Source organism: Shinella granuli (assembly GCF_004341885.1).
In the GTDB taxonomy this organism is placed as follows: domain Bacteria; phylum Pseudomonadota; class Alphaproteobacteria; order Rhizobiales; family Rhizobiaceae; genus Shinella; species Shinella granuli.
Map to the genome: position 1 here is coordinate 108,518 of NZ_SLVX01000003.1, position 19,643 is coordinate 128,160.

The 19,643-nt window shown below is 64.9% G+C and carries 22 protein-coding genes; 14 read left to right on the forward strand and 8 right to left on the reverse strand.

What is annotated here, in order from left to right:
• Positions 1 to 19: 19 nt before the first annotated feature.
• From EV665_RS06710 to EV665_RS06720, 3 genes are all read right to left on the reverse strand, one after another.
• Positions 20 to 820 (reverse strand): inositol monophosphatase family protein, encoded by an 801-nt coding sequence (locus tag EV665_RS06710; protein ID WP_133033508.1) that lies wholly within the window; start codon positions 818 to 820, stop codon positions 20 to 22.
• 180 nt (positions 821 to 1,000) lie between these two features.
• Complete coding sequence (locus EV665_RS06715) at positions 1,001 to 2,140, reverse strand: tetratricopeptide repeat protein (protein ID WP_133033509.1); 1,140 nt, start codon at positions 2,138 to 2,140, stop codon at positions 1,001 to 1,003.
• A 9-nt stretch (positions 2,141 to 2,149) separates the two neighbouring features.
• On the reverse strand, positions 2,150 to 2,803 hold the full coding sequence (locus tag EV665_RS06720; RefSeq protein WP_133033510.1) for a thiamine phosphate synthase: 654 nt from the start codon (positions 2,801 to 2,803) through the stop codon (positions 2,150 to 2,152).
• Between the two features lie 89 nt (positions 2,804 to 2,892).
• Here EV665_RS06720 and EV665_RS06725 point away from each other — a divergent pair, with 89 nt between their 5' ends.
• A complete protein-coding gene (locus EV665_RS06725) occupies positions 2,893 to 3,663 on the forward strand; it encodes a sulfite exporter TauE/SafE family protein (RefSeq protein WP_064331146.1) in 771 nt (256 codons plus the stop codon).
• Positions 3,664 to 3,736: 73 nt separating this feature from the next.
• Positions 3,737 to 3,997, forward strand: coding sequence for an ArsR/SmtB family transcription factor (locus EV665_RS06730; protein ID WP_064331147.1), 261 nt, complete (start codon positions 3,737 to 3,739; stop codon positions 3,995 to 3,997).
• Between the two features lie 188 nt (positions 3,998 to 4,185).
• On the opposite strand, the gene EV665_RS06735 is transcribed toward EV665_RS06730, so the two are convergent.
• Positions 4,186 to 4,359 (reverse strand): YdcH family protein, encoded by a 174-nt coding sequence (locus EV665_RS06735; RefSeq protein WP_064496056.1) that lies wholly within the window; start codon positions 4,357 to 4,359, stop codon positions 4,186 to 4,188.
• Between the two features lie 217 nt (positions 4,360 to 4,576).
• On the opposite strand from EV665_RS06735, the gene EV665_RS06740 reads away from it, so the two are divergent.
• From EV665_RS06740 to EV665_RS06760, 5 genes are all read left to right on the forward strand, one after another.
• On the forward strand, positions 4,577 to 4,780 hold the full coding sequence (locus tag EV665_RS06740) for a YdcH family protein (RefSeq protein ID WP_024271181.1): 204 nt from the start codon (positions 4,577 to 4,579) through the stop codon (positions 4,778 to 4,780).
• Positions 4,781 to 4,832: 52 nt separating this feature from the next.
• The gene (gene purE / locus EV665_RS06745; protein ID WP_133033738.1) at positions 4,833 to 5,300 is read left to right on the forward strand and encodes a 5-(carboxyamino)imidazole ribonucleotide mutase; all 468 of its coding nucleotides are present in this window, start codon (positions 4,833 to 4,835) and stop codon (positions 5,298 to 5,300) included.
• On the forward strand, positions 5,297 to 6,355 hold the full coding sequence (locus tag EV665_RS06750) for a 5-(carboxyamino)imidazole ribonucleotide synthase (RefSeq protein WP_133033511.1): 1,059 nt from the start codon (positions 5,297 to 5,299) through the stop codon (positions 6,353 to 6,355). The genes purE and EV665_RS06750 overlap by 4 nt, the downstream gene beginning before the upstream one ends.
• A 173-nt stretch (positions 6,356 to 6,528) precedes the next feature.
• Positions 6,529 to 6,654, forward strand: a complete 126-nt coding sequence (ykgO, locus tag EV665_RS06755) for a type B 50S ribosomal protein L36 (protein ID WP_024271182.1) — start codon at positions 6,529 to 6,531, stop codon at positions 6,652 to 6,654.
• An 81-nt stretch (positions 6,655 to 6,735) separates the two neighbouring features.
• Positions 6,736 to 7,353 carry a tetratricopeptide repeat protein gene (locus EV665_RS06760; protein ID WP_064331149.1) on the forward strand — a complete coding sequence of 206 codons (618 nt, stop codon included), beginning with the start codon at positions 6,736 to 6,738 and terminating at the stop codon, positions 7,351 to 7,353.
• 149 nt (positions 7,354 to 7,502) lie between these two features.
• On the opposite strand, the gene pyk is transcribed toward EV665_RS06760, so the two are convergent.
• Entirely contained in the window at positions 7,503 to 8,942 is a 1,440-nt protein-coding gene (gene pyk / locus EV665_RS06765; RefSeq protein ID WP_133033512.1) for a pyruvate kinase, read from the reverse strand.
• On the reverse strand, positions 8,942 to 9,325 hold the full coding sequence (locus EV665_RS06770) for a DUF1036 domain-containing protein (RefSeq protein WP_342636205.1): 384 nt from the start codon (positions 9,323 to 9,325) through the stop codon (positions 8,942 to 8,944). Before EV665_RS06770 ends, pyk begins: the two co-directional genes overlap by 1 nt.
• Before the next feature lie 288 nt (positions 9,326 to 9,613).
• On the opposite strand from EV665_RS06770, the gene EV665_RS06775 reads away from it, so the two are divergent.
• From EV665_RS06775 to EV665_RS06785, 3 genes are all read left to right on the forward strand, one after another.
• A complete protein-coding gene (locus EV665_RS06775; protein WP_133033739.1) occupies positions 9,614 to 10,402 on the forward strand; it encodes an N-formylglutamate amidohydrolase in 789 nt (262 codons plus the stop codon).
• Between the two features lie 10 nt (positions 10,403 to 10,412).
• Positions 10,413 to 10,718: a DUF1244 domain-containing protein gene (locus EV665_RS06780; RefSeq protein WP_133033514.1), complete on the forward strand. Its 306-nt coding sequence runs from the start codon at positions 10,413 to 10,415 to the stop codon at positions 10,716 to 10,718.
• 98 nt (positions 10,719 to 10,816) lie between these two features.
• Complete coding sequence (locus tag EV665_RS06785) at positions 10,817 to 11,080, forward strand: DUF2312 domain-containing protein (protein ID WP_064331154.1); 264 nt, start codon at positions 10,817 to 10,819, stop codon at positions 11,078 to 11,080.
• Between the two features lie 139 nt (positions 11,081 to 11,219).
• Here EV665_RS06785 and mepK read toward each other — a convergent pair whose 3' ends face one another.
• Positions 11,220 to 13,007 carry a peptidoglycan L,D-endopeptidase MepK gene (gene mepK / locus EV665_RS06790; protein ID WP_380684860.1) on the reverse strand — a complete coding sequence of 596 codons (1,788 nt, stop codon included), beginning with the start codon at positions 13,005 to 13,007 and terminating at the stop codon, positions 11,220 to 11,222.
• A gap of 175 nt (positions 13,008 to 13,182) precedes the next feature.
• On the reverse strand, positions 13,183 to 14,715 hold the full coding sequence (locus EV665_RS06795) for a sigma-54-dependent transcriptional regulator (RefSeq protein WP_064331156.1): 1,533 nt from the start codon (positions 14,713 to 14,715) through the stop codon (positions 13,183 to 13,185).
• A gap of 169 nt (positions 14,716 to 14,884) precedes the next feature.
• On the opposite strand from EV665_RS06795, the gene EV665_RS06800 reads away from it, so the two are divergent.
• The 4 genes from EV665_RS06800 to EV665_RS06815 are packed head-to-tail and all read left to right on the forward strand — an operon-like array spanning position 14,885 to position 19,574.
• Complete coding sequence (locus EV665_RS06800; protein ID WP_133033515.1) at positions 14,885 to 16,732, forward strand: M3 family oligoendopeptidase; 1,848 nt, start codon at positions 14,885 to 14,887, stop codon at positions 16,730 to 16,732.
• A gap of 21 nt (positions 16,733 to 16,753) precedes the next feature.
• Positions 16,754 to 17,911 (forward strand): aminodeoxychorismate synthase component I, encoded by a 1,158-nt coding sequence (locus tag EV665_RS06805; RefSeq protein ID WP_133033516.1) that lies wholly within the window; start codon positions 16,754 to 16,756, stop codon positions 17,909 to 17,911.
• Positions 17,896 to 18,684: an aminotransferase class IV family protein gene (locus EV665_RS06810; protein WP_133033741.1), complete on the forward strand. Its 789-nt coding sequence runs from the start codon at positions 17,896 to 17,898 to the stop codon at positions 18,682 to 18,684. Before EV665_RS06805 ends, EV665_RS06810 begins: the two co-directional genes overlap by 16 nt.
• A complete protein-coding gene (locus EV665_RS06815) occupies positions 18,681 to 19,574 on the forward strand; it encodes a heme-dependent oxidative N-demethylase family protein (RefSeq protein WP_133033517.1) in 894 nt (297 codons plus the stop codon). The genes EV665_RS06810 and EV665_RS06815 overlap by 4 nt, the downstream gene beginning before the upstream one ends.
• Positions 19,575 to 19,643: the final 69 nt, after the last annotated feature.

Consider the following 19,643-nt stretch of genomic DNA (forward strand, 5'->3'; position numbering starts at 1 on the left):
CGCCGCCCATTTCCGGGTCTTAGCGCGTCGGCACCGGGCGGTGCACGACTTCGCTGAGCGCCTTGTGGATATATTCGTTGCCGGCGATGACCGTGCCGGTGTCGAGCATGGCGCTGCCGCCGGTCAGATCGGTCGCGTAGCCGCCGGCTTCGCGAATCAGGAGAATGCCGGCCGCCAGATCCCACGGCGCCAGGTCACGCTCCCAGAAACCGTCGAAACGGCCGGCGGCGACATAGGCGAGATCGAGCGAGGCCGAGCCGAGGCGGCGCATGCCGGCGACCTCGCCCATGACATGGCGCAGCTCGATGAGGAACTTGCCGTGGTTGCCGCGGCCGAGATGCGGCATGCCGCAACCGATGACGGCGTCCGACAGGTTCTTTCGGGCCGCGACGCGCAGGCGCCGGTCGTTGAGGAAGGCACCGCCGCCGCGCTCGGCGGTGAAGAGCTCGTCCGTCGCCGGATTCAGCACGACGGCGGCGACGATCTCGCCGTTCCGCTCCAGCGCGATCGAGATGGCGAAGGCGGGAATGCCGTGCAGGAAGTTGGTCGTGCCGTCGAGCGGATCGACGATCCAGCGATGCGCGCCGTCGGTGCCGATGATCTCGTCGGATTCCTCGCCGAGGAAGCCGTAGGTCGGGCGGGCCTTCATCAGGTCCTCACGGATCAGCTTCTCCGCCTTGCGGTCGGCCTGCGAGACGTAGTCGCCCGGCCCCTTGAGCGAAACCTGCAGGTTCTGCACTTCGCCGAAATCGCGCGCAAGCGACTTGCCGGCCTTGAAGGCGGCCTGAACCATGACGTTGAGAAGAGCTGAACGAGCCATGTAGAAAAAATCCTTCGGGAATGTCCGGCGCTTCGAAACGGCTGAGCCGCGGCGCGAAAGCGCGCCGGGACCGGAATATGTGGCCTCAAAACCACAAATCCCCCGAAGTTTCAAGCCTTCGCCCCCTGCAAGGGCTGCAATGCAGGGGCCTCGATGCTGCAAAGGGTAAACGGGGTGGCGTCAGGAGCCGGAACGGTACTTGTTCGCCGCGTCGACCGCCGCCTTCTGCTGCGCGTCGCTGAGGCCGAGATAGAAGTCCTCCAGCGAGGGGTCGTTGAGCCCGGCGCGACGCGCGAGAACGAACCACTTGGCCGCCTCGACCGGATCGGCCTTCGTGCCGATGGCGTGGATGTAGAGCTGGGCAAGCTTGCTTTGCGCAACGACATTGCCGCCGCCGGCCGCCCGCCTCAGCCATTTGAAGCCGGCCTCGTAGTCGCGCTCGCCGCCTGTGCCGTTGACCAGCCACATGCCGAGATCGAGCTGGGCCGTATCGAAGCCGGCGCGCGCCGCGCGCAGCAGCCATTCACGGGCGCGCCGGGTCTTCTCCTCCGGCAGGTCCTTCAGGCTGATATAGATCTGCGAGACGGCATATTGCGCATCCGCAATGCCCTGCTCGGCGGACTTCTCGTAATAGGGCAGCGCGGCGCGCAGGCCTTTTTCCCCCGGAGAATCGGCCACCAGCACCTGTGCGTAGTTGAACTGCGCGGAGGCATTGCCGAGATCGGCCGACTTCTTCATCAGCTCGTCCGCCTTGGCGCGGTCCTCCTTCGAGCGGGAGCGCTCCATCAGCAGGATCGCATATTTGAACATGCCGGTGGGATCGCCGCCATTGGCGGCCTGCTCGTACCAGAACATCGCCTGTTCGCGGTTCCGCTTGACACCGAGGCCGCGGTCGAGGACCTCGGCCACCAGCGTCTGCGCGGCCGGATCGCCAAGCTGCGCGCGTGGCAGGGCCAGTTCCATCGCCGTCAGGTAGCGGCCGCGCTGGAAGGCGCCGTAAGCTTCGTCGATCTTGCCGGTGAAGGGTTTTTCCGCCGGCAGGTCCGGCAGGTCCGCCCCCATGCGGTCGAGCACGGAGAGACCCGTCGAGGGGCCGTCGGCCGGCTTGTCCTTCTCCGCCGTCGCGGCAGGCTGGTCGTCGACCGATGCGGGCTCGGCCTCGCTTGCCGGATCCGTGACGGCGGTCTCAGCGCTGCCGGCCGTCACGGACGGTCCCTTCTTCGCCGGCTCCGCCAGGGCGGGCGCGGCCACGACGACGCCGGTGGCGAGCAGCGCCACCGGCACTATGCGGCAAGCTTGGATGAGAACGGCCCTGATCATGGGCGCCTACTATTGCTCAAACCGTGGCGCTTTTTCGTCAAGAAGCGCGTTGACCGCCGCAACCACATGAGGCGCCTGCGCAGGATCGGCGAAAACCGCCTTGTCGAGCGCCACGAACTCCGCGCCGGTCTCGGCCGCGGCAAGGGCGGACTGCGGATCCGTGCCACCGAGCACGATGCAGGGGATCTCCACCATGGAGGCCCACCATTCGGCAAGCGCGAGGTTCTTCGGATGCGCCTCCGGCTTGATGTCGCCGCCGATCTTGCCGAAGAAGATGTAGTCCGGCTGCACCTCGCCGATCTCCAGCGCCCTGTGCCGGTCCGTCGCATTGCCGCCGCCGACGATGAGCTTCGGCGTGAACTTCTCGATGGCCTCGCCCAGTTCCTCGATCCCGCCGGTAATGTGGATGCCGTCGGCCTTCGCCCGGCCGGCAACGCGGGTATCGCCGGCAACGAGCGCCGCGGCGCCCGCCTGCTGGACGATCGGCACCAGGGTTTCGGCATGCTTCTGGAACTGGCCGTCATCCAGCCCGTATTGCGGCAGGATCACCGAGGCGACGTCGCCGCCCTTCAGCGCGCCTTCCAGCATCGCGGCGCGGGCGGAAAGGTCCTCGCCCTCGGGGAGGATCAGCACCAGGCGGCAGCGGGGTTCGGCATCGGACATGGATGGACTTCCTTAGAATACGGCACTCGGGCTCGTCATAACAGATCAAAGCGGATAGACGGAAGGACGAACAGGATCAACCGCCCTCCATGCCCATCGACCCCACCATCTACTATGCCGCCATCCCCGCAGTCCTCCTTGTCGGCCTGACGAAAGGCGGCATGGGCGAGGCACTGGCCCTGATGGGCGTGCCGCTGCTTGCCATGGCCGTTCCCCCGGTGCAAGCCGCCGCCATCCTGCTGCCCATCCTCGTGGTGATGGATTGCGTCTCGCTCTGGATCTGGCGCCAGCACAACGACCGCACGCTGCTGAAGATGCTGCTGCCCGGCGCCCTCATCGGCATCGCGATCGGCTGGGCGACATCGGCCTATGTGCCGCGCGATGCGCTGCGCCTCATCATCGGCCTCATCACCGTGCTCTTCGTCGCCCGCTACTTCTACAATAGCTGGCGGGCACGGTACGGCTACATCGTCCCGGCCAGGCCGCACCGGCTGCTGCCCGCCGCCTTTCTCGGCACGCTGTCCGGCTATGGCAGCTTCGTCGCCCATGCCGGCGGCGCGCCCTTCCAGGTCTACGGCCTGCCGCTGAAGCTTCCGCCGCGCGACTATACCGGCGCGGGCGTACGCTTCTTCGCCATCCTCAACGCCATCAAGCTCGGCCCCTATTTCGCCCTCGGCCAGCTCGACACGACCAACCTGACGATATCGGCCACGCTGGTGCCGCTCGCCATTGCCGCAACGGCCGTCGGCGGCTTCCTCGTCAAGCGCATGAAGCCGGATGTCTTCTATCCCTTCATGTATGCCATGGTCCTCGTCGCCGGCCTGAAACTCGTCTATGACGGCGTTCTCGCCTTTCTGTGACGGCCGGGAAACCGGGCTCTTCGCAGCGCACAAAACGCTTGCCGCAAATGCTGCTTTGCCATAGCTTTCGGCCATGGCGCACCCGGACCCCTTCACGGCGATTGCCGATCCCAACCGCAGGTTCCTGCTGGAGGAGCTGCGCCGCGCGCCGCGTACGGTCAACGAGCTGTCCGAAGGCCTGCCGATCAGTCGCCCGGCGGTCTCGCAGCACCTGAAGGCCCTGCTCGACTGCAATCTCGTCAGCGTCAAATCCGAAGGCACGAAGCGCATCTACGCCATCAACGCGAAGGGTTTCGACCGGCTCAATCTCTGGCTCGACCAGTTCTGGTCGTAACGCCGACGTCCCATCCTGAAACAGGACGCCCCGGCGCGCTATCATGGCGGCCAGGGCGTCTCGACATCTAAGGTTTTCGTGTACCGGGAGCGGTTTCGCGAATTGGGCTCCTACCCTGGTCCTCCCATACAGACCAACTGTTCCGCGACCCTCACCCCTTCTGTAACTTTGGAAAAATCCCTGTCCTTTCAGTGAGACGAGCCGCGAAGGCGCTCGATCTCGTCCTTGATGCGCAGCTTGCGACGCTTGATGTCTGCAATCGTCTGGTCCTCGGAGGAGGGCTGATTCATTGCAGCGTGCAGCTCTGCCTCCAGAGCGAAGTGCTTCTTTTCGAGCGTGGCCAGATGAGCCTCAATCGTCATGTGACAGTTCCTTCCTTTTGCTTGCACCCGGTCATTTGCATGCCGGGTGATCCAGGTTGCAACAGAACCAGTGTGCCATGTCATTTTTCATTTGTCGAAGGCGAAAACGTGGCAAGGGATAACTTCCCGTTACCAGGGGTTTCGTGGTAGGAGCAGCCTTCATACAAGCTGGAGGATCGCGGCTCGGCCGCGTCGCCGACGACGGGGAAAGAATAGCATGGCCGACCAGGAACAGGCTGAATTGCGGCTTGCAGCCGCACGGCTTCGCCAGGAGCACGAAGACTACGATGCCGCTATCAACGCAATGATCCAGGTCGGCTGCGAAGCCCTCAGAATCCAGCGCATGAAGAAGAAGAAACTGGTCCTCAAGGACAAGATTTCCAAGCTGGAAGACCAGATCATCCCCGACATCATCGCCTGAAAGCGGGAAAGACGCCTTGGACACGACAGAAACGCCCCCCGTCGCCATCATCATGGGAAGCCAGTCCGACTGGGAGACGATGAAGAACGCCGCCGATACGCTCGATGCGCTCGGCGTCGACTACGAGGCCCGCATCATTTCGGCGCACCGCACGCCCGACCGGCTCTACAGCTTTGCGCGCGGGGCGAAGGCGGAGGGTTTCAAGGTCATCGTGGCCGGCGCCGGCGGCGCGGCCCACCTGCCCGGCATGGCCGCGGCGATGACGCCGCTGCCGGTCTTCGGCGTGCCGGTCCAGTCCAAGGCGCTGTCCGGCCAGGACAGCCTGCTCTCCATCGTGCAGATGCCCGCCGGCATTCCCGTCGGCACGCTCGCCATCGGCAAGGCCGGCGCCGTCAATGCCGCCCTGCTCGCCGCCGCCGTTCTGGCGCTGAGCGATCCGGAACTCGCCCACCGCCTCGATGAATGGCGGGACAACCAGTCGAACGCCGTCGCCGAATATCCCGTGGACGGCCCCCTATGAGCACCCGCACGATCGGCATCATCGGCGGCGGTCAGCTCGGCCGCATGCTGGCCATGGCGGCTGCCCGGCTGAACCTCAGGACCGTCATCCTCGAACCGCAAGCCGATTGTCCGGCCGCGCAGGTCGCCAACGCCCAGATCGTCGCGGCCTATGACGATGCGGATGCGCTGGCGGAACTTGCCCGCGTCTCAGACGTCGTCACCTACGAGTTCGAGAACGTGCCCGTCTCCGCCGCCGAGGCGCTCGCCGCGGCCGTTCCGGTCTATCCGCCGCCGCGCGCGCTGGAGGTCTCGCAGGATCGGCTTATCGAAAAGCGCTTCATCCGCGACTGCGGCATCCGCACCGCCGATTTTGCCGCCGTGGACAGCCAGGCCGACCTCGAAGAGGCGCTCGACCGTTTCGGCGGCGTCGGCGTCCTGAAGACGCGCCGGCTCGGCTATGACGGCAAGGGCCAGCGGCTTTTCCGTTCCCCCGCGGAGGAACGCGACGGCGCCTTCGAGGCGCTCGGCGGCGTGCCGCTGATCCTCGAAAGCCTGGTGCCGTTCGAGCGGGAAGTCTCCATCATCGCCGCGCGCGACCGCGACGGCACGATCGCCTGCTACGACCCGGCGGAAAACGTCCACCAGAACGGCATCCTGCACACTTCCACCCTGCCCGCCCGCATCAACGAGGCGACCGCCGACCAGGCCCGCAAGGCCGCGCGCGCCATACTCGACCAGCTCGGCTATGTCGGCGTCATCGGCGTGGAATTCTTCGTGTTGCAGGATGGCGGGCTCGTGGCCAACGAGATCGCACCGCGCGTGCACAATTCCGGCCACTGGACGGAGGCGGCCTGCATCATCTCGCAGTTCGAGCAGCATATCCGCGCCGTTGCCGGCCACACGCTCGGCGATCCCCGCCGCCATTCGGACTGCGTGATGCAGAATCTCGTCGGCGACGACATCGAGGACGTTCCCGCCTGGCTCACCAGACCCGGCGTGCTCGTCCATCTCTACGGCAAGACCGAGGCCCGGCCGGGTCGGAAAATGGGGCATGTCACGCAGATTCTGGACTGACGCAATTCCAGGAAAACTGTGCGTAAAAGCCTCCCAAGCCCGCCACAAATGGTTGACAGCACAAAAGCGACAAGGTACATGCCTGCTAACCCGAGAGCGCGCCCGAAACGGCGCGTTTTTGATTGAGGAAATCCGGCGAACTCGAGTCGCCCTGCAATACGCGGATCAGAAAAATGAAGATCAAGAATTCGCTCAAGTCGCTCAAGGCTCGTCATCGCGAGAACCGCCTTGTTCGCCGTAAGGGCCGCATCTACATCATCAACAAGCAGAACCCGCGCTTCAAGGCTCGCCAGGGCTGATTGGCGTCGTGGTCGCCATCCCGCGAGCGGGATGTGATGATCGAGAAATATTGATTTGAAGTTGGGCCATGGCGGTTTACCATAACCGCCATGCGCTTTTTTATGCTTTCAGCACTCTGTCTTTCCCTCGCCATGATCGGTACCGCACCGACCGCTGCGCTTGCGCAGGCGGTGGACAAGGCATCAGTCGATCCCGCCTCCAGCACCTTCACGACCCAGGCGCAGCGCCTCGACAAGCTCTTCACCGAGCTGAAACACGAGGGCAATGCGGATACGGCCCGCGGCATTGCCGACCAGATCCGCCGGGAATGGCAGGAATCGGGCAGCGCCAGCATCAACCTTCTTATCCGGTGGGCCGACAAGGCCATTTCAGAGGAAAAGAACGCCGCAGCGCTCGATTTCCTCGACGAGGCGATTCGCCTGAAGCCCGATTATGTCGAGGGCTGGAACCGGCGCGCGACGCTGCATTTCAAGATGGGCAACTATCGCAAGTCGATGTCCGACATCAACCGGGTGCTGGCCATCGAGCCGCGCCACTTCGGCGCGCTCGCCGGCATGGCGGCGATCCTCGCGCAGTCGGGCCGGGACGAACTGGCGCTGAGGGCCTGGGAACGCTTCCTCGACATCTATCCGAGCGAGCGGCAGGCGCAGAAGGAAATGGGCAACCTCGCCGAAAAGCTGACCGGCCAGCGCACATAGCCTGCGGCGAGGAACCCGCCTGGATCGACACTCTCGCCACAAACCGGACTACACCGTCACGGACCTTGCCATCTGGGCGCTGGAGAAGGTCGTCAGGAATCGGCAAGGCGGGCCGAGGCCCGCCTTGCGAGGGTTCATGAAGAACAGGCTCAGACGCCGCTGACGCCGTCCGCGCCGATATAGGCGATGCGCAGCATGTTCGTCGCGCCGGGCGTGCGCAGCGGCACGCCGGCCGAGATGATGATGCGGTCGCCCGGCTTGCCGAATTCTTCCGCGACGACGATGCGGCAGGCGCGGTTCACCATGTCGTCGAGGTCTTCCGCATCGCCCGTGACGACGCAGTGCAGGCCCCAGACGACCGAGAGGCGGCGGGCCGTTTCGATGACCGGCGAGAGCGCCAGGACCGGCACTTCCGGCCGCTCGCGCGCGGCGCGCAGGCCCGTCGTGCCCGACGAGGTGTAACAGACGATGGCCGACAGTTTCAGCGTCTCGGCGATCTGGCGGGCGGCGAGCGAGATGGCGTCGGCGCCCGTGGCTTCCGGCGTCGAACGCTGGGCATAGATGATGCCCGGATAGTGCGGGTCGCGCTCGACCTTGCTGGCGATCGAAGCCATGGTGGAGACAGCTTCGACCGGATAGTCGCCGGAGGCGGATTCGGCCGACAGCATCACGGCGTCCGCGCCTTCGAAGACGGCGGTCGCGACGTCAGAGACCTCGGCGCGGGTCGGCACGGGGGCGGAGATCATCGATTCCAGCATCTGCGTTGCGACGACGACCGGCTTGCCGGCGCGGCGGCAGGCGCGGATGAGCTGCTTCTGCAGGCCCGGAACGGCTTCCAGTGGCATTTCCACGCCGAGGTCGCCGCGCGCCACCATGAGCGCGTCGGACAGTTCGATGATCTCGTCGATGCGCTCGATCGCCTGCGGCTTCTCGATCTTCGACATCAGGCCGACGCGGCCGCGGGCGACCTTGCGCACCTCGGCAAGGTCTTCCGGGCGCTGGATGAAGGAGAGCGCCACCCAGTCGACGCTGCCGGTCGCCAGAACCGCATCGAGATCGACGCGGTCCTTCTCGGTCAGCGCGCCGACACCGAGCAGCGTATCGGGCAGGCTGACGCCCTTGCGGTCGGAGATCTTGGTGCCGGAGACAACGGTGCAGACGATGGATTTGCCGTCCGAGCTTTCGGCGCGCAGGTGCAGCTTGCCGTCGTCGATCAGCAGGCGATGGCCGGGCTTGACGGCTTCCAGGATTTCCGGATGAGGCAGGTAGACGCGCGTGTTGTCGCCGGGCACGTCCTTGTTGTCGAGCGTGAAGGTCTGGCCGGGTTTCAGCTCTTCCGATCCGTTGGCGAACTTGCCGACACGCAGCTTCGGGCCCTGGAGGTCGGCGAGGATGCCGATCGGGCGGCCGCAGCGGGCTTCCACGGCGCGGATGCGGCTGATCAGCGTGCGCATCACGTCATGGCTGGCATGGCTCATATTGATGCGGAACAGATCGGCCCCGGCCTCATGCAGCTTCTGGATCATCTGCTCGTCGGACGATGCGGGTCCGAGCGTGGCGAGGATTTTGACTTTTCTGTTCCGTCTCATCAGTTCTGGCTTTCCTGGGTCCCTGGCGTATCTGAGAGCTGCACCATCCAGCTCCCCTGTCGGCCCGTGTCATATTCCTTGAAGCCCATGCGCTGGAAACCGCGTGCGAAGCAGTCCTGCACGCCGGTGATCTTGAACTCGTTCTCGGCGACGCACATGTTGACGTCGCCGGTCCAGCGGCCGCCGCGGGCGGCATCTTCGGCATAGAGGTAATAGTAGCGCGACTGCAGCTCGCCCTCGATCAGCGTGGCGCAGGTGGTCGCGGGAACCTGCCACCAGCCTTCGGTGATCCAGCCTTCCTTGGCGCGGTAGCCGATGGCGACACCGACAAGGTTCTGCGTGCCGTTGCAGACGCGGAAATCGGCTCTTGCCGTATCCGGCACGGAAAGGGCGGCAAACCCTGCGAAAGCAAAGAGGCCGGCCTGGACTAGGCCGCGGGCTTTCGGGAAAAACGGGCGATGGCTCTTGGCTCTCACGGCTTCCGATGCAACTCCGTTGATTTGATCTCGCGCTTTCTTGCGACGGCGGGGCATGAATGTCAACGCAACACTAATCGATTACAATTTCACGACGAGAGAAGGATTCTTTCCCGAAAGGCGAGGCACTGCGCTTGCGGCTCCCATTGCCCCATGCGATCAGTCGGCATGAGCGATGCACATTCGGCAAAAGGCATGCAGGATCACTCCCCCTTCGAAATCATCGACGGCGACCTCGGCCTCGGGCTCGTCATCCTGGCGGACCACGCCACCAATCGTCTTCCCGAACGCTACGGTCGCCTTGGCCTGCCGGACAGCGCCTTCGAGCGCCACATCGCCTACGATATCGGCGTCGAGGGCGTGGTACGCGGCCTGAACGCCCGGCTGAACGCGCCTGTCGTCATGAGCCGCTTTTCCCGCCTCCTGATCGACCCCAACCGCGGCGAGGACGATCCGACGCTGGTGATGCGCATTTCCGACGGCGCGATCATTCCAGGCAATCACCCAATCACATCAGAAGAATGGCAATACCGGCTGGAAGCCTTCCATCGCCCCTACCACGATGCCGTGTCCCGGACGATAAAGGCCGTCGCGGAAAAGACCGGCAGGGCGCCGCTCGTCCTCTCCATGCATTCCTTCACGCCGGCCTGGAAGGGGGTTGCCCGGCCCTGGCAGGTGACCGTGCTCTGGGACAGCGACCCGCGCGCCGTCCAGCCGCTGCTGGCCGGGCTCGAGGCGCAAGGCGACGTCGTGGTGGGCGACAACGAACCCTATGACGGGGCGCTGCGCGGTGACACGATGTTCCGCCATTGCATGCGGCCCGGCATCCCGCATGCCCTCATCGAAATCCGCCAGGACGAGATCGCCGAACCCGCCGGTATCGCCCGCTGGGTGGAGCGGCTCGCGCCGATCTTCGCCCGGTTGAATGCGGACGAGACGCTGCACACCTATACCGTATTTCCCTCCCGCACGGGACCCTATTGAGGCCAAGACGATGACCGACCTGAGCAAGGAACAGCAGACCGAATTCGAGGCCGCCGCCTTCCGGCGCCTCATCAGGCACCTCGCCGAGCGCAGCGATGTGCAGAACATCGACCTGATGAACCTTGCCGGCTTCTGCCGCAACTGCCTGTCGAACTGGTACCGCGAGGCGGCGAACGAAGCGGGCGTGCCCCTCGACAAGGAGGCCTCGCGCGAGATCGTCTATGGCATGCCCTATGAGGAATGGCGTGCGCGCCACCAGCGCGAGGCGAGCGAGGCGCAGAAGGCCGCCTTCGAGGTGAACCGCCCGAAGGAATGAGCCTTACCCCCGTGAAAATCGGGGAGCAGGCCTTGATCTTGCCGGAAGTTCGCGGCAAGTCACGGCCTTCGAATTTTATCCCATCCAAGGAGAAGACCATGTCGGATGCCCACGGCGTCGCCCGCGACCAGCTTCGCGCGTTCATCGAGCGGATCGAGCGCCTCGAGGAAGAAAAGAAAACCATCGCCGACGACATCAAGGACGTCTATGGCGAGGCCAAGGGCGTCGGCTTCGACACCAAGATCCTGCGCAAGGTCATCCAGATCCGCAAGCAGGACAAGGACGAGCGCATGGAGCAGGAAGCCATCCTCGACACCTATCTCCAGGCCCTCGGCATGGTCGAGCTGCCGCCGGACGCGTGATACGCCGTCAAGCATCCTGGAATTCTCCCGTCATGCTCGGGTCGAGCCAGAGGATGACGGGAGTCGGCGAGCAAGGCCGATCAATAAAAAACCCGCCGGATCACTCCGGCGGGTCTTTTGTTGGGAATGAACCCAAATCTCAGTTCTCGGCGCTCTGGAACTTGCGCACTTCCATGAAGTTCACAGCAGTTCCGCTGAAGCGGCCGGCGTCGATGGATTTCTCCTCCGGCTGGAAGCCGGCCATGTAGACGGTCGTCGGCGCGGCGCGCAGCGTGCGGCTGACAAAGCGCGGCGCCTTGACGGGCTTGGAGAACGTCGCGACGCGGCCCTGGGTCAGCGCCCATTGCGAGATGATCTTCTGCGTCAGCTTCGGCTCGGTGCGGATGGCACCGCGGCTCGCCGCATCGGCATCCTTCTTCTTCGGGCGGCCGCCCTTGGACATCGTTTCTTCAGCCGGCTTGCCGTCGAAGGCATCGAGCCCTGCCAGCGAACGCGTGCCGCGGGCATTGGTGGAGACGAGCGCCGCCATTTCGACCGGGCCGCCCGCAGTGCCATCCGCCGTCGGATCGGCAAGCGCGGCAAGGCCGGAGCGATCGGCAGCAATGGGCAGGGCGACATCGGCTTCCGCGGCGGCCATCAGCGCGGTCTGCGACTGGTCGAGCGAGACCTCGGGACGCAGGCCCGGCACCGGCACCATGGCCAGTTCTTCCGCATCCTCGACGGCCGCTTCCGCGGTCATGATCGCGGCCGGCTCGGCATCGCCAGGTTCGGTGCGCGCACCGAGCAGGACGGGAAGCGGGATCTTGTAGGCCGCAAGGTCCTCGAATTCAGGCTTCTGCTCTTCGGTCGTCGCCGCTTCGAGGGCCGCAACGGCGGTGCTCGTCGTCGGGGCGACAAGGGCAAGCTCGTTCGCCGTCTCGGCGGCCTTGAAGGCAGGGCGGCTGCCCGGCACCGGCGCGGTGAAGGCAAGCTCCGTCTCGACTTCCGTCACGACCGGCTTCTTCTCCTCGACGACCTTCCTCTTCGCGCCCGCGCCGCCTTCGTCGAAGTTGTCGGCAATGGTAGCGCTGCTGGCGATCATTTCGGGTTCTTCATCCTCGTCGCCGCCGCCACCGAAGAGGGCAGCCAGGAAGCCGCCCTTGCGCTTGGACGCCGCCGGGGTGGAACCGCCGCCGGCCACCTGGATCGTGTCCGCGCCGACGCGGCGCCTGTAGTCGGCAACCGCCTGCTGGTAGCCCGGCAGCGGCTTGCCGTCCGTCGGAACGTGCATGGTCTTGCCGTCCGGGAACAGGCTGACCAGTTCCTGGCGGCTCATGCGCGGCCAGGCGCGCACGCTGCCGACGTCGAGATGCACGAAGGGGGAGCCGGAGGTCGGATAATAGCCGACGCCGCCGACCTGGAATTTCATGGCTGTGGCGCGCAGCGTCGCGAGCTTGACGCCCGGAATGTAGAAGTCCATCGCCTTGCCGAGCATATGCTGGCTCTTCTTGGCGACACCCTTGGAGCGCGAGCGCAGCATGCCGTTGGTCGCCGGCGAGCGATAAGCCGAGACGACGTTGATGTAACCGGTCGCGCCGACCTTCTGGTAGACTTCCCAGACGAGGTCGAGGAGCCGCGGATCCATCTTGGTCGGCTCGTTGCGGCGCCAGTCGCGCAGGAACTGGTTGATCTGCTTCAGGCCGCGCGCATCATAGCGCCCGTTGCGCTTGAAGGTGATCTCGGCCTTTTCCTTGGTGTGGATGAAATAGAGCTTCAGCGTCCGGCTGCCGCTTTCGGCCTGGACCGTGGCGGGAATGGCCGTGGGCAGGATGAGGGCAGCAGACAGCACAGCCGTGGACAAAGCCTTAGGCAGCTTTTGCAACACTGTCTTGCAGAGGCTGCCCAGGGATGCCCCGGGGCGCTTCATCGATGCGAACAAATTTGCCAACTCTTTCCCCGTCCGAAGGACAACGAACGTCCGTTATCCCAGATGACTGCCAATTGCGGTGAGAGCATGGCAAATACGCCACACTCGTCGTCGCGCACCCGTTATAGTGAACAATCCACTAACAGGGAATAAACGGCAATCGAGAAATCGCAAGTGGCCGGGATTCCAAGGGTTTTTACGCAGCTTCTTTCAACGGATCGTCCGGATCGATGCCATAATCCTTCAGTTTGCGATAGAGAGTCGAGCGGCCGATGCCCAATTTGCGGGCAACCTGGCTCATCTGGCCATGATAAAACTTCAGGGCAAAGCGGATCAGTTCCTCCTCCACATCGGCCAGCTTGCGCACGTGGCCGCCCTTGTCGACGCTGGCGATCGCGTTTTCCGGGCCGGTTTCGGCGCTTGGCGATTCGTTCGGGCGGAAGTCCGGATAGACGCTGGGCAGGCGCGTTTCGGCGGCCGGCTCGGGCGTGCGCTGGCTTGCCGATTCCCAGGTGACGGCACCGTCCTCGGCAAGACCGTAGCCCGGCACCTGTGCGGCGATCTGCGGGAAGTCGGCAGCGGTGAGCTCCGCGCCCTCCGAGAGCACGACGGCACGGAAGATGGCGTTTTCGAGCTGGCGGATATTGCCGGGCCAGTCATAGGCCGTCAGCAGCGCCATTGCAGCGGCGGAAACGCCGAGCGGACGGGCGAGCTTCTGTTCGCCGGCAAAACGCTGCACGAAGGCGCGGACCAGAACCGGAATATCCTCCTTGCGCTTGCGCAGCGCCGGGATCGTCACCGGGAAGACGTTGAGGCGATAGTAGAGGTCCTCGCGGAAACGGCCCTCGCGCACCTCGTTGATGAGGTCGCGGTTGGTCGCCGAGATGAGGCGGACATTGACCTTCTGCGGGAAGCGCGCGCCGATGGTCTCGATCTCGCCCTGCTGCACCGCGCGCAGCAATTTCACCTGCACGTCGAGCGGCAGGTCGCCGATCTCGTCGAGGAACAGCGTGCCGCCGTCGGCCTCCATGAACTTTCCGGTATGGCGCTCCGTCGCGCCGGTGAAGGCGCCCTTCTCGTGGCCGAACAGGATGCTTTCGACGAGATTGTGCGGGATCGCGCCACAATTGACGGTGACGAACGGCTTGTGCGCCCGGTCGCTCGCCGCCTGGATGGCGCGCGCGACCATTTCCTTGCCGACGCCCGATTCGCCTTCCAGCACGACCGGAATGTTCGACTGGGCGGCACGGCGGCCGAGCTCGATGACGCGCAGCATTTCGGGGCTGGCCGAAACGATATCGTCGAAATGCACCGTCTCGCTGCGGTGGCGGCGCCCGCCGCGGCCGCGGCCTTCGCGCTGGTCCATCTTCAGCGCATTGCCGACGGCGACGTTCAGCCGCTCCGGCGAGACCGGCTTCACCACGAAATCGAAGGCGCCGGCGCGCATCGCCATCACGACCGTCTCGATGCCGCCCTGCCCCGTCTGCACGATGACCGGAATGGTGTTCTCCCGTTCGGCCAGCGCTTCCAGAAAGGCCGAACCGTTCATTTCCGGCATCATCAGGTCGAGCAGGATCACATTGATAAGACCGCCCTTGCGATCGAGCAGATCGAGGCCCGCACGGCCGTTTTCCGCCATATGGGCGACATGGCCGGAGCGCTCGATCATGTTCTTCAACAGCCTGCGCTGGACAGGATCATCGTCGATGACAAGAATATGGGCCGTCACTGGAACCTCCTTGCCTAAAGGCGTGCGTCATGCACGCCCCAAGGGAACTAGACACCAGCGGACCATGGCAGAAAGGGTTGAACATGCCGTTTTGAGAAAGGCTTGCATTTTAACCATTGCCGACGCAAGCAAGGGGCCGATCCGCCCATCCCCGGAAGAGAGACAGACGATGACCCGATTTTCCCGATCCCCCCGCATCGCCTTCGCGCCGGCCGACGCCGCCGCAGCCGCTGAACTGGGCGATCTTCCCGGCTGGAACCTTGCCGATCTCTATCCCTCGCAGGCGTCCCCGGAATTTGAGGGCGACATGAAGAAGGCCGAGGCCGATGCGCTCGCCTTCGAGGCGAAATGGAAGGGCAGGCTGGACGCCGCGACGGAAAAGACGGGCGACGAGGGTATCGGCGCGGCCATCCGCGAATTCGAGGCGCTGGAAGACGTGATGGGCCGCCTCATCTCCTTTGCGGGCCTTACCTATTTCACCAACACGACCGATCCGGCGAACGGAAAATTCTACGGCGACATTCAGTCGAAGCTGACCGATCTCGGCGCGCATCTTTTGTTTTTCTCGCTTGAACTCAACAGGATAGCGGGCGAGCGCATCGAGGCAGCGCTGGCAAATGACGCCCTTGCAGCGCACTACCGCCCGTGGATCGAGGACCTGCGCAAGGACAAGCCCTACCAGCTCGACGACAAGACGGAACAGCTCTTCCTCGAAAAATCGATGACCGGTGCGGCGGCCTGGAACCGGCTCTTCGACGAGACCATGGCCTCGCTGCGCTACACGATCGACGGCGAGGAGGTGCCGCTGGAAATCGCCCTCAACCAGCTCCAGTCGCCGAACCCGGACGACCGCCGCGAGGCGGCGCAAGCGCTGGCGAAAACCTTCAAGGACAATATCCGCACCTTCACGCTGATCACCAACACGCTCGCCAAGGACAAGGAAATCTCCGACCGCTGGCGCGGCTTTTCCGACATCGCCGACAGCCGGCACCTTGCCAACCGCGTCGAGCCGGAAGTCGTCGCAGCCCTGGCCGCGGCCGTACGCGAAGCCTATCCACGCCTCTCACACCGCTACTATGCGATGAAGGCGAAGTGGCTCGGAATGGAGCAAATGGACTATTGGGATCGCAACGCGCCCCTTCCCGAGACACCCGACGCGGTGATCCCCTGGAACGAGGCACGCGACACCGTGCTCTCCGCCTACAGCGCCTTCGCGCCCGAAATGGCCGACATCGCCAAAGAATTCTTCGACAAGGGCTGGATCGACGCGCCGGTGCGTCCCGGCAAGGCCCCGGGCGCCTTCGCCCATCCGACGGTGCCCTCCGCGCACCCCTATGTGCTCGTCAACTATATGGGCAAGCCGCGCGACGTGATGACACTCGCCCACGAACTCGGCCATGGCGTGCACCAGGTGCTTGCCGGCGGCCAGGGCGCTCTGATGGCCTCGACGCCGCTGACGCTGGCCGAGACCGCCTCCGTCTTCGGCGAGATGCTGACCTTCCGCAGCCTGCTCGACAAGACGAAGGACAAGCGCGAGCGCAAGGCGATGCTCGCCCAGAAGGTCGAGGACATGATCAACACGGTCGTGCGCCAGATCGCCTTCTACGAATTCGAGCGCAAGGTGCACACCGCCCGCAAGGAAGGCGAACTCACCGCCGACCGGATCGGCGAACTCTGGCTTTCCGTGCAGGAGGAAAGCCTCGGCCCGGCCATCCGTATTTCGGAAGGCTACGAGACCTACTGGGCCTATATCCCCCACTTCATCCACTCGCCCTTCTATGTCTATGCCTATGCCTTCGGCGATTGCCTGGTGAACTCGCTCTATGCCGTCTACCAGCGGGCGGAAGCCGGCTTCCAGGCGAAGTATTTCGACCTGCTCAAGGCCGGTGGCACCAAGCATCATACCGAGCTGCTGAAGCCGTTCGGCCTCGATGCGAGCGATCCGTCGTTCTGGAGCAAGGGACTGTCGATGATCGAAGGGCTGATCGACGAACTGGAAGCGCTTGATAAGGCCTGACATCGAAAGAAGAAGCCGCGCATGACCGACCGCGAACGCTTTGTGCTCCTCAGGGACGACCGTGAGGACCGGACGGTGGTTTTCGCCGAGCCGCTTGGCGTCGTCACCGTGCGCGAGCGCGCCGGCTTCGAGCCCGCCTTCGCGGCCTTGCAGGCGGCACATGCGAAAGGCCACTGGATCGCCGGCTTCATGAGCTACGAGGCCGGCCATCTCTTCGAGGAGAAGCTCGCTCCCTTCGCCGTGGAGAACCGCCCGACGCCGCTGATGAGTTTCGGCATCTTCGAAAAGCCGGCGGACGACCACCCGCTGGCAAAACCCCGCCAGCGCACTGAAAACGAACCCTTCCTCACCGAGCCGAAAGCCGGCTGGGATTTCGAGACCTACCGCGGCCGCTTCGACCGCCTGCACCAGCATCTGCGCCAGGGCGACTGTTACCAGGCCAATCTCACCATGCCGATCCGCGCCCGCTGGGCCGGCGACCCGCTCGCCGCCTTCTGGTCACTGATCGAGCGCCAGCCCGTGCGCTACGGCGCCTTCGTCTCGCTCGACGGGCCGCAGCTCCTCTCCCGCTCGCCGGAACTCTTCTTCGACGTCGACAAGGACGGCTGGATCGAGACGCATCCGATGAAGGGCACCGCGCCGCGCGGAACGAGCGTAGCGGAAGATGCCGAGATCATCGCCGCCATGCAGGCCGATCCGAAGTCGCAGGCGGAAAACCGCATGATCGTCGATCTGCTGCGCAACGACATCTCGCGCATCACCGAGGTCGGCACGCTTCACGTGCCGAAACTCTTCGCCGTCGAGACCTATCCCACCGTGCACCAGATGGTGAGCCATGTGCGGGCCAAACTCCTGCCCGGGATCTCGATCCGTGACATCTTCGCCGCCCTCTTCCCCTGCGGCTCGATCACCGGCGCGCCGAAGATGAGCGCCATGAAGATTCTGCACGACCTGGAGGACGGCCCGCGCGACGCCTATTGCGGCGCGATCGGGATGATCGCACCGGACGGAACCATGCGCTTCAACGTGGCGATCCGCACCGTCTCGATCTTCGAGGATGGCGAGGCGGTCTTCAATGTCGGCGGCGGCATCGTCTTCGATTCGACTGCCGAGGCGGAATACGAGGAATGCTTGCTGAAGGCACGCTTTGCGGTGGGGGATCAATGGATATCTCGCTGATCGAGACCCTGCGCTGGGAATCCGGCTTCGTGCGGCTGGAGCGGCATCTGGCGCGTCTGGCGCGCTCGGCGGCGGAACTGGGATTGTCGGGGGCCGAGGGGGCACGGCAGGCCTTGTTCGCTGCGCTCCCCCCCTCTGCCCTGCCGGGCATCTCCCCCTCAAGGGGGGAGATCGATGGAGGACGCTCACCACTCCATCAGGCAGACGGCGCGGCAGCGACACCGACCGCTTTTGAAGGAAACCCTGGCTTCCCGCCGATCTCCCCCCTTGAGGGGGAGGTGCCCGGCAGGGCAGAGGGGGGTGCGCCGCACCCCTCACCTCTCCGCATCCGTCTCGAACTTTTCGCCGACGGCCGGATCGAGGTGCAGACCACCCCCTTCACGCCCCTCCCGGCGGACACGACATGGCACCTGAAGATCGCCGCCACCCGTCTCGCCTCCGCCGACCCGTTGCTCCGCCACAAGACCTCCCGCCGCACCGCCTATGCCGCGGCCCGTGCCGAATTCCCGGCAGCGGAGGTGGATGAGGTGATCCTCCTCAACGAACGCGGCGAGCTTTGCGAGGGCACCATCACCTCGCTCTTCCTCGACGACGGCACCGGCGTGCTGAAAACGCCGCCACTCGCCTGCGGCCTGCTGGCCGGCGTGCTGCGGGAAGAATTGCTGGAGAGCGGCAAGGCCGTCGAACAGATATTAAGACCGGACGATCTTGCCCGTGGCACGGTCTTCGTCGGCAATTCGCTGCGCGGGCTGATCCGGGGCAAGCTGGCATGAAACAGCCGGTCCATACGCCCTATGACGGTTCCGCCCGTCTCTTCACCATCGGCCTCGGCCCGCTCGACCCCGCCCGCTGGATCGAGCCGGACGCCGACCTGGAGCGCTACCTTCTCGAAAAGAACCGGCTGATCGCCGGACATCGCGACACCGTCTTCGTGGAGGAGGCCGGAACACGCGCCGCGCAGCAGGAGGTTCTCGACCTCCTCGCCGAGCATGTGACGGCGCAGCATCCGGCCCACTATCGCCGCGCAGGCTCGGCGATCGCCACCAAAGACCGCACCATCGATCTCGCTGCCGACGAAGCCCCGCTCGTCACCGCCGGCGCATTGGTGCAGGAAGACCTCGTGCTGATGCGCCGCGACGACAGCGGCTGGCGGCTCGTCGCCGGTTACGTCGCCTTCCCCTCCTCCTGGTCGCTGCCGGAAAAGTTCGGCCGGCGGATGGAGGATATCCATGCGCCCGTGCCTGATTTCGGCGAGGGCACGCGCAATGCCCTCCTGATCAACCGCATGTTCGACAATCTCAAGGTCGAGCAGCCGGTCTTCCGTTTCAACTGGTCGATCAACCCGGACGCCGACCTGCACTATCCGGCATCCAAGGCGCATGGCGCCCTGCCTGAAGGGCACGCGTTGTCGCTCGAGACCACCTTCGCCCGCGTCGAGCGCCAGACCCTGCGCAAGCTGCCGGTCTCCGGCGACATCCTCTTCACCATCCGCATCTACACCGATCCGCTCGCCGCGCTGCGCAGGCTGCCCGAGGCGCGTAGGATCGCGACCGTCTTCGCCGACCAGCTCGAAGCGCTGAACCTGCCGCAGGCGACCTACAAGGGGCTTGCCACGAAAAGGGCGGCGCTGGTGGCGGAATTGCGGGCGGTTGCGGCCGGTTAAGAATATCACGACGGAAAACCGCAGCCACCCTTTATTGTGACAGAAAACTGTGCTCTAGCGCTGCCATAT

Excerpts from the sequence above, each read along its gene's own strand:
- EV665_RS06720 (WP_133033510.1), bottom strand. The coding sequence starts at position 2,803 with ATGTCCGATGCCGAACCCCGCTGCCGCCTGGTGCTGATCCTCCCCGAG.
- EV665_RS06775 (WP_133033739.1), top strand. The coding sequence starts at position 9,614 with ATGCAGGATCACTCCCCCTTCGAAATCATCGACGGCGACCTCGGCCTC.
- EV665_RS06730 (WP_064331147.1), top strand. The coding sequence starts at position 3,737 with ATGGCGCACCCGGACCCCTTCACGGCGATTGCCGATCCCAACCGCAGG.
- pyk (WP_133033512.1), bottom strand. The coding sequence starts at position 8,942 with ATGAGACGGAACAGAAAAGTCAAAATCCTCGCCACGCTCGGACCCGCA.
- EV665_RS06780 (WP_133033514.1), top strand. The coding sequence starts at position 10,413 with ATGACCGACCTGAGCAAGGAACAGCAGACCGAATTCGAGGCCGCCGCC.
- EV665_RS06725 (WP_064331146.1), top strand. The coding sequence starts at position 2,893 with ATGCCCATCGACCCCACCATCTACTATGCCGCCATCCCCGCAGTCCTC.
- EV665_RS06710 (WP_133033508.1), bottom strand. The coding sequence starts at position 820 with ATGGCTCGTTCAGCTCTTCTCAACGTCATGGTTCAGGCCGCCTTCAAG.
- EV665_RS06805 (WP_133033516.1), top strand. The coding sequence starts at position 16,754 with ATGACCGACCGCGAACGCTTTGTGCTCCTCAGGGACGACCGTGAGGAC.
- EV665_RS06750 (WP_133033511.1), top strand. The coding sequence starts at position 5,297 with ATGAGCACCCGCACGATCGGCATCATCGGCGGCGGTCAGCTCGGCCGC.
- EV665_RS06715 (WP_133033509.1), bottom strand. The coding sequence starts at position 2,140 with ATGATCAGGGCCGTTCTCATCCAAGCTTGCCGCATAGTGCCGGTGGCG.
- EV665_RS06800 (WP_133033515.1), top strand. The coding sequence starts at position 14,885 with ATGACCCGATTTTCCCGATCCCCCCGCATCGCCTTCGCGCCGGCCGAC.
- EV665_RS06735 (WP_064496056.1), bottom strand. The coding sequence starts at position 4,359 with ATGACGATTGAGGCTCATCTGGCCACGCTCGAAAAGAAGCACTTCGCT.
- ykgO (WP_024271182.1), top strand. The coding sequence starts at position 6,529 with ATGAAGATCAAGAATTCGCTCAAGTCGCTCAAGGCTCGTCATCGCGAG.
- EV665_RS06785 (WP_064331154.1), top strand. The coding sequence starts at position 10,817 with ATGTCGGATGCCCACGGCGTCGCCCGCGACCAGCTTCGCGCGTTCATC.
- EV665_RS06810 (WP_133033741.1), top strand. The coding sequence starts at position 17,896 with ATGGATATCTCGCTGATCGAGACCCTGCGCTGGGAATCCGGCTTCGTG.
- purE (WP_133033738.1), top strand. The coding sequence starts at position 4,833 with ATGGGAAGCCAGTCCGACTGGGAGACGATGAAGAACGCCGCCGATACG.
- EV665_RS06740 (WP_024271181.1), top strand. The coding sequence starts at position 4,577 with ATGGCCGACCAGGAACAGGCTGAATTGCGGCTTGCAGCCGCACGGCTT.
- EV665_RS06815 (WP_133033517.1), top strand. The coding sequence starts at position 18,681 with ATGAAACAGCCGGTCCATACGCCCTATGACGGTTCCGCCCGTCTCTTC.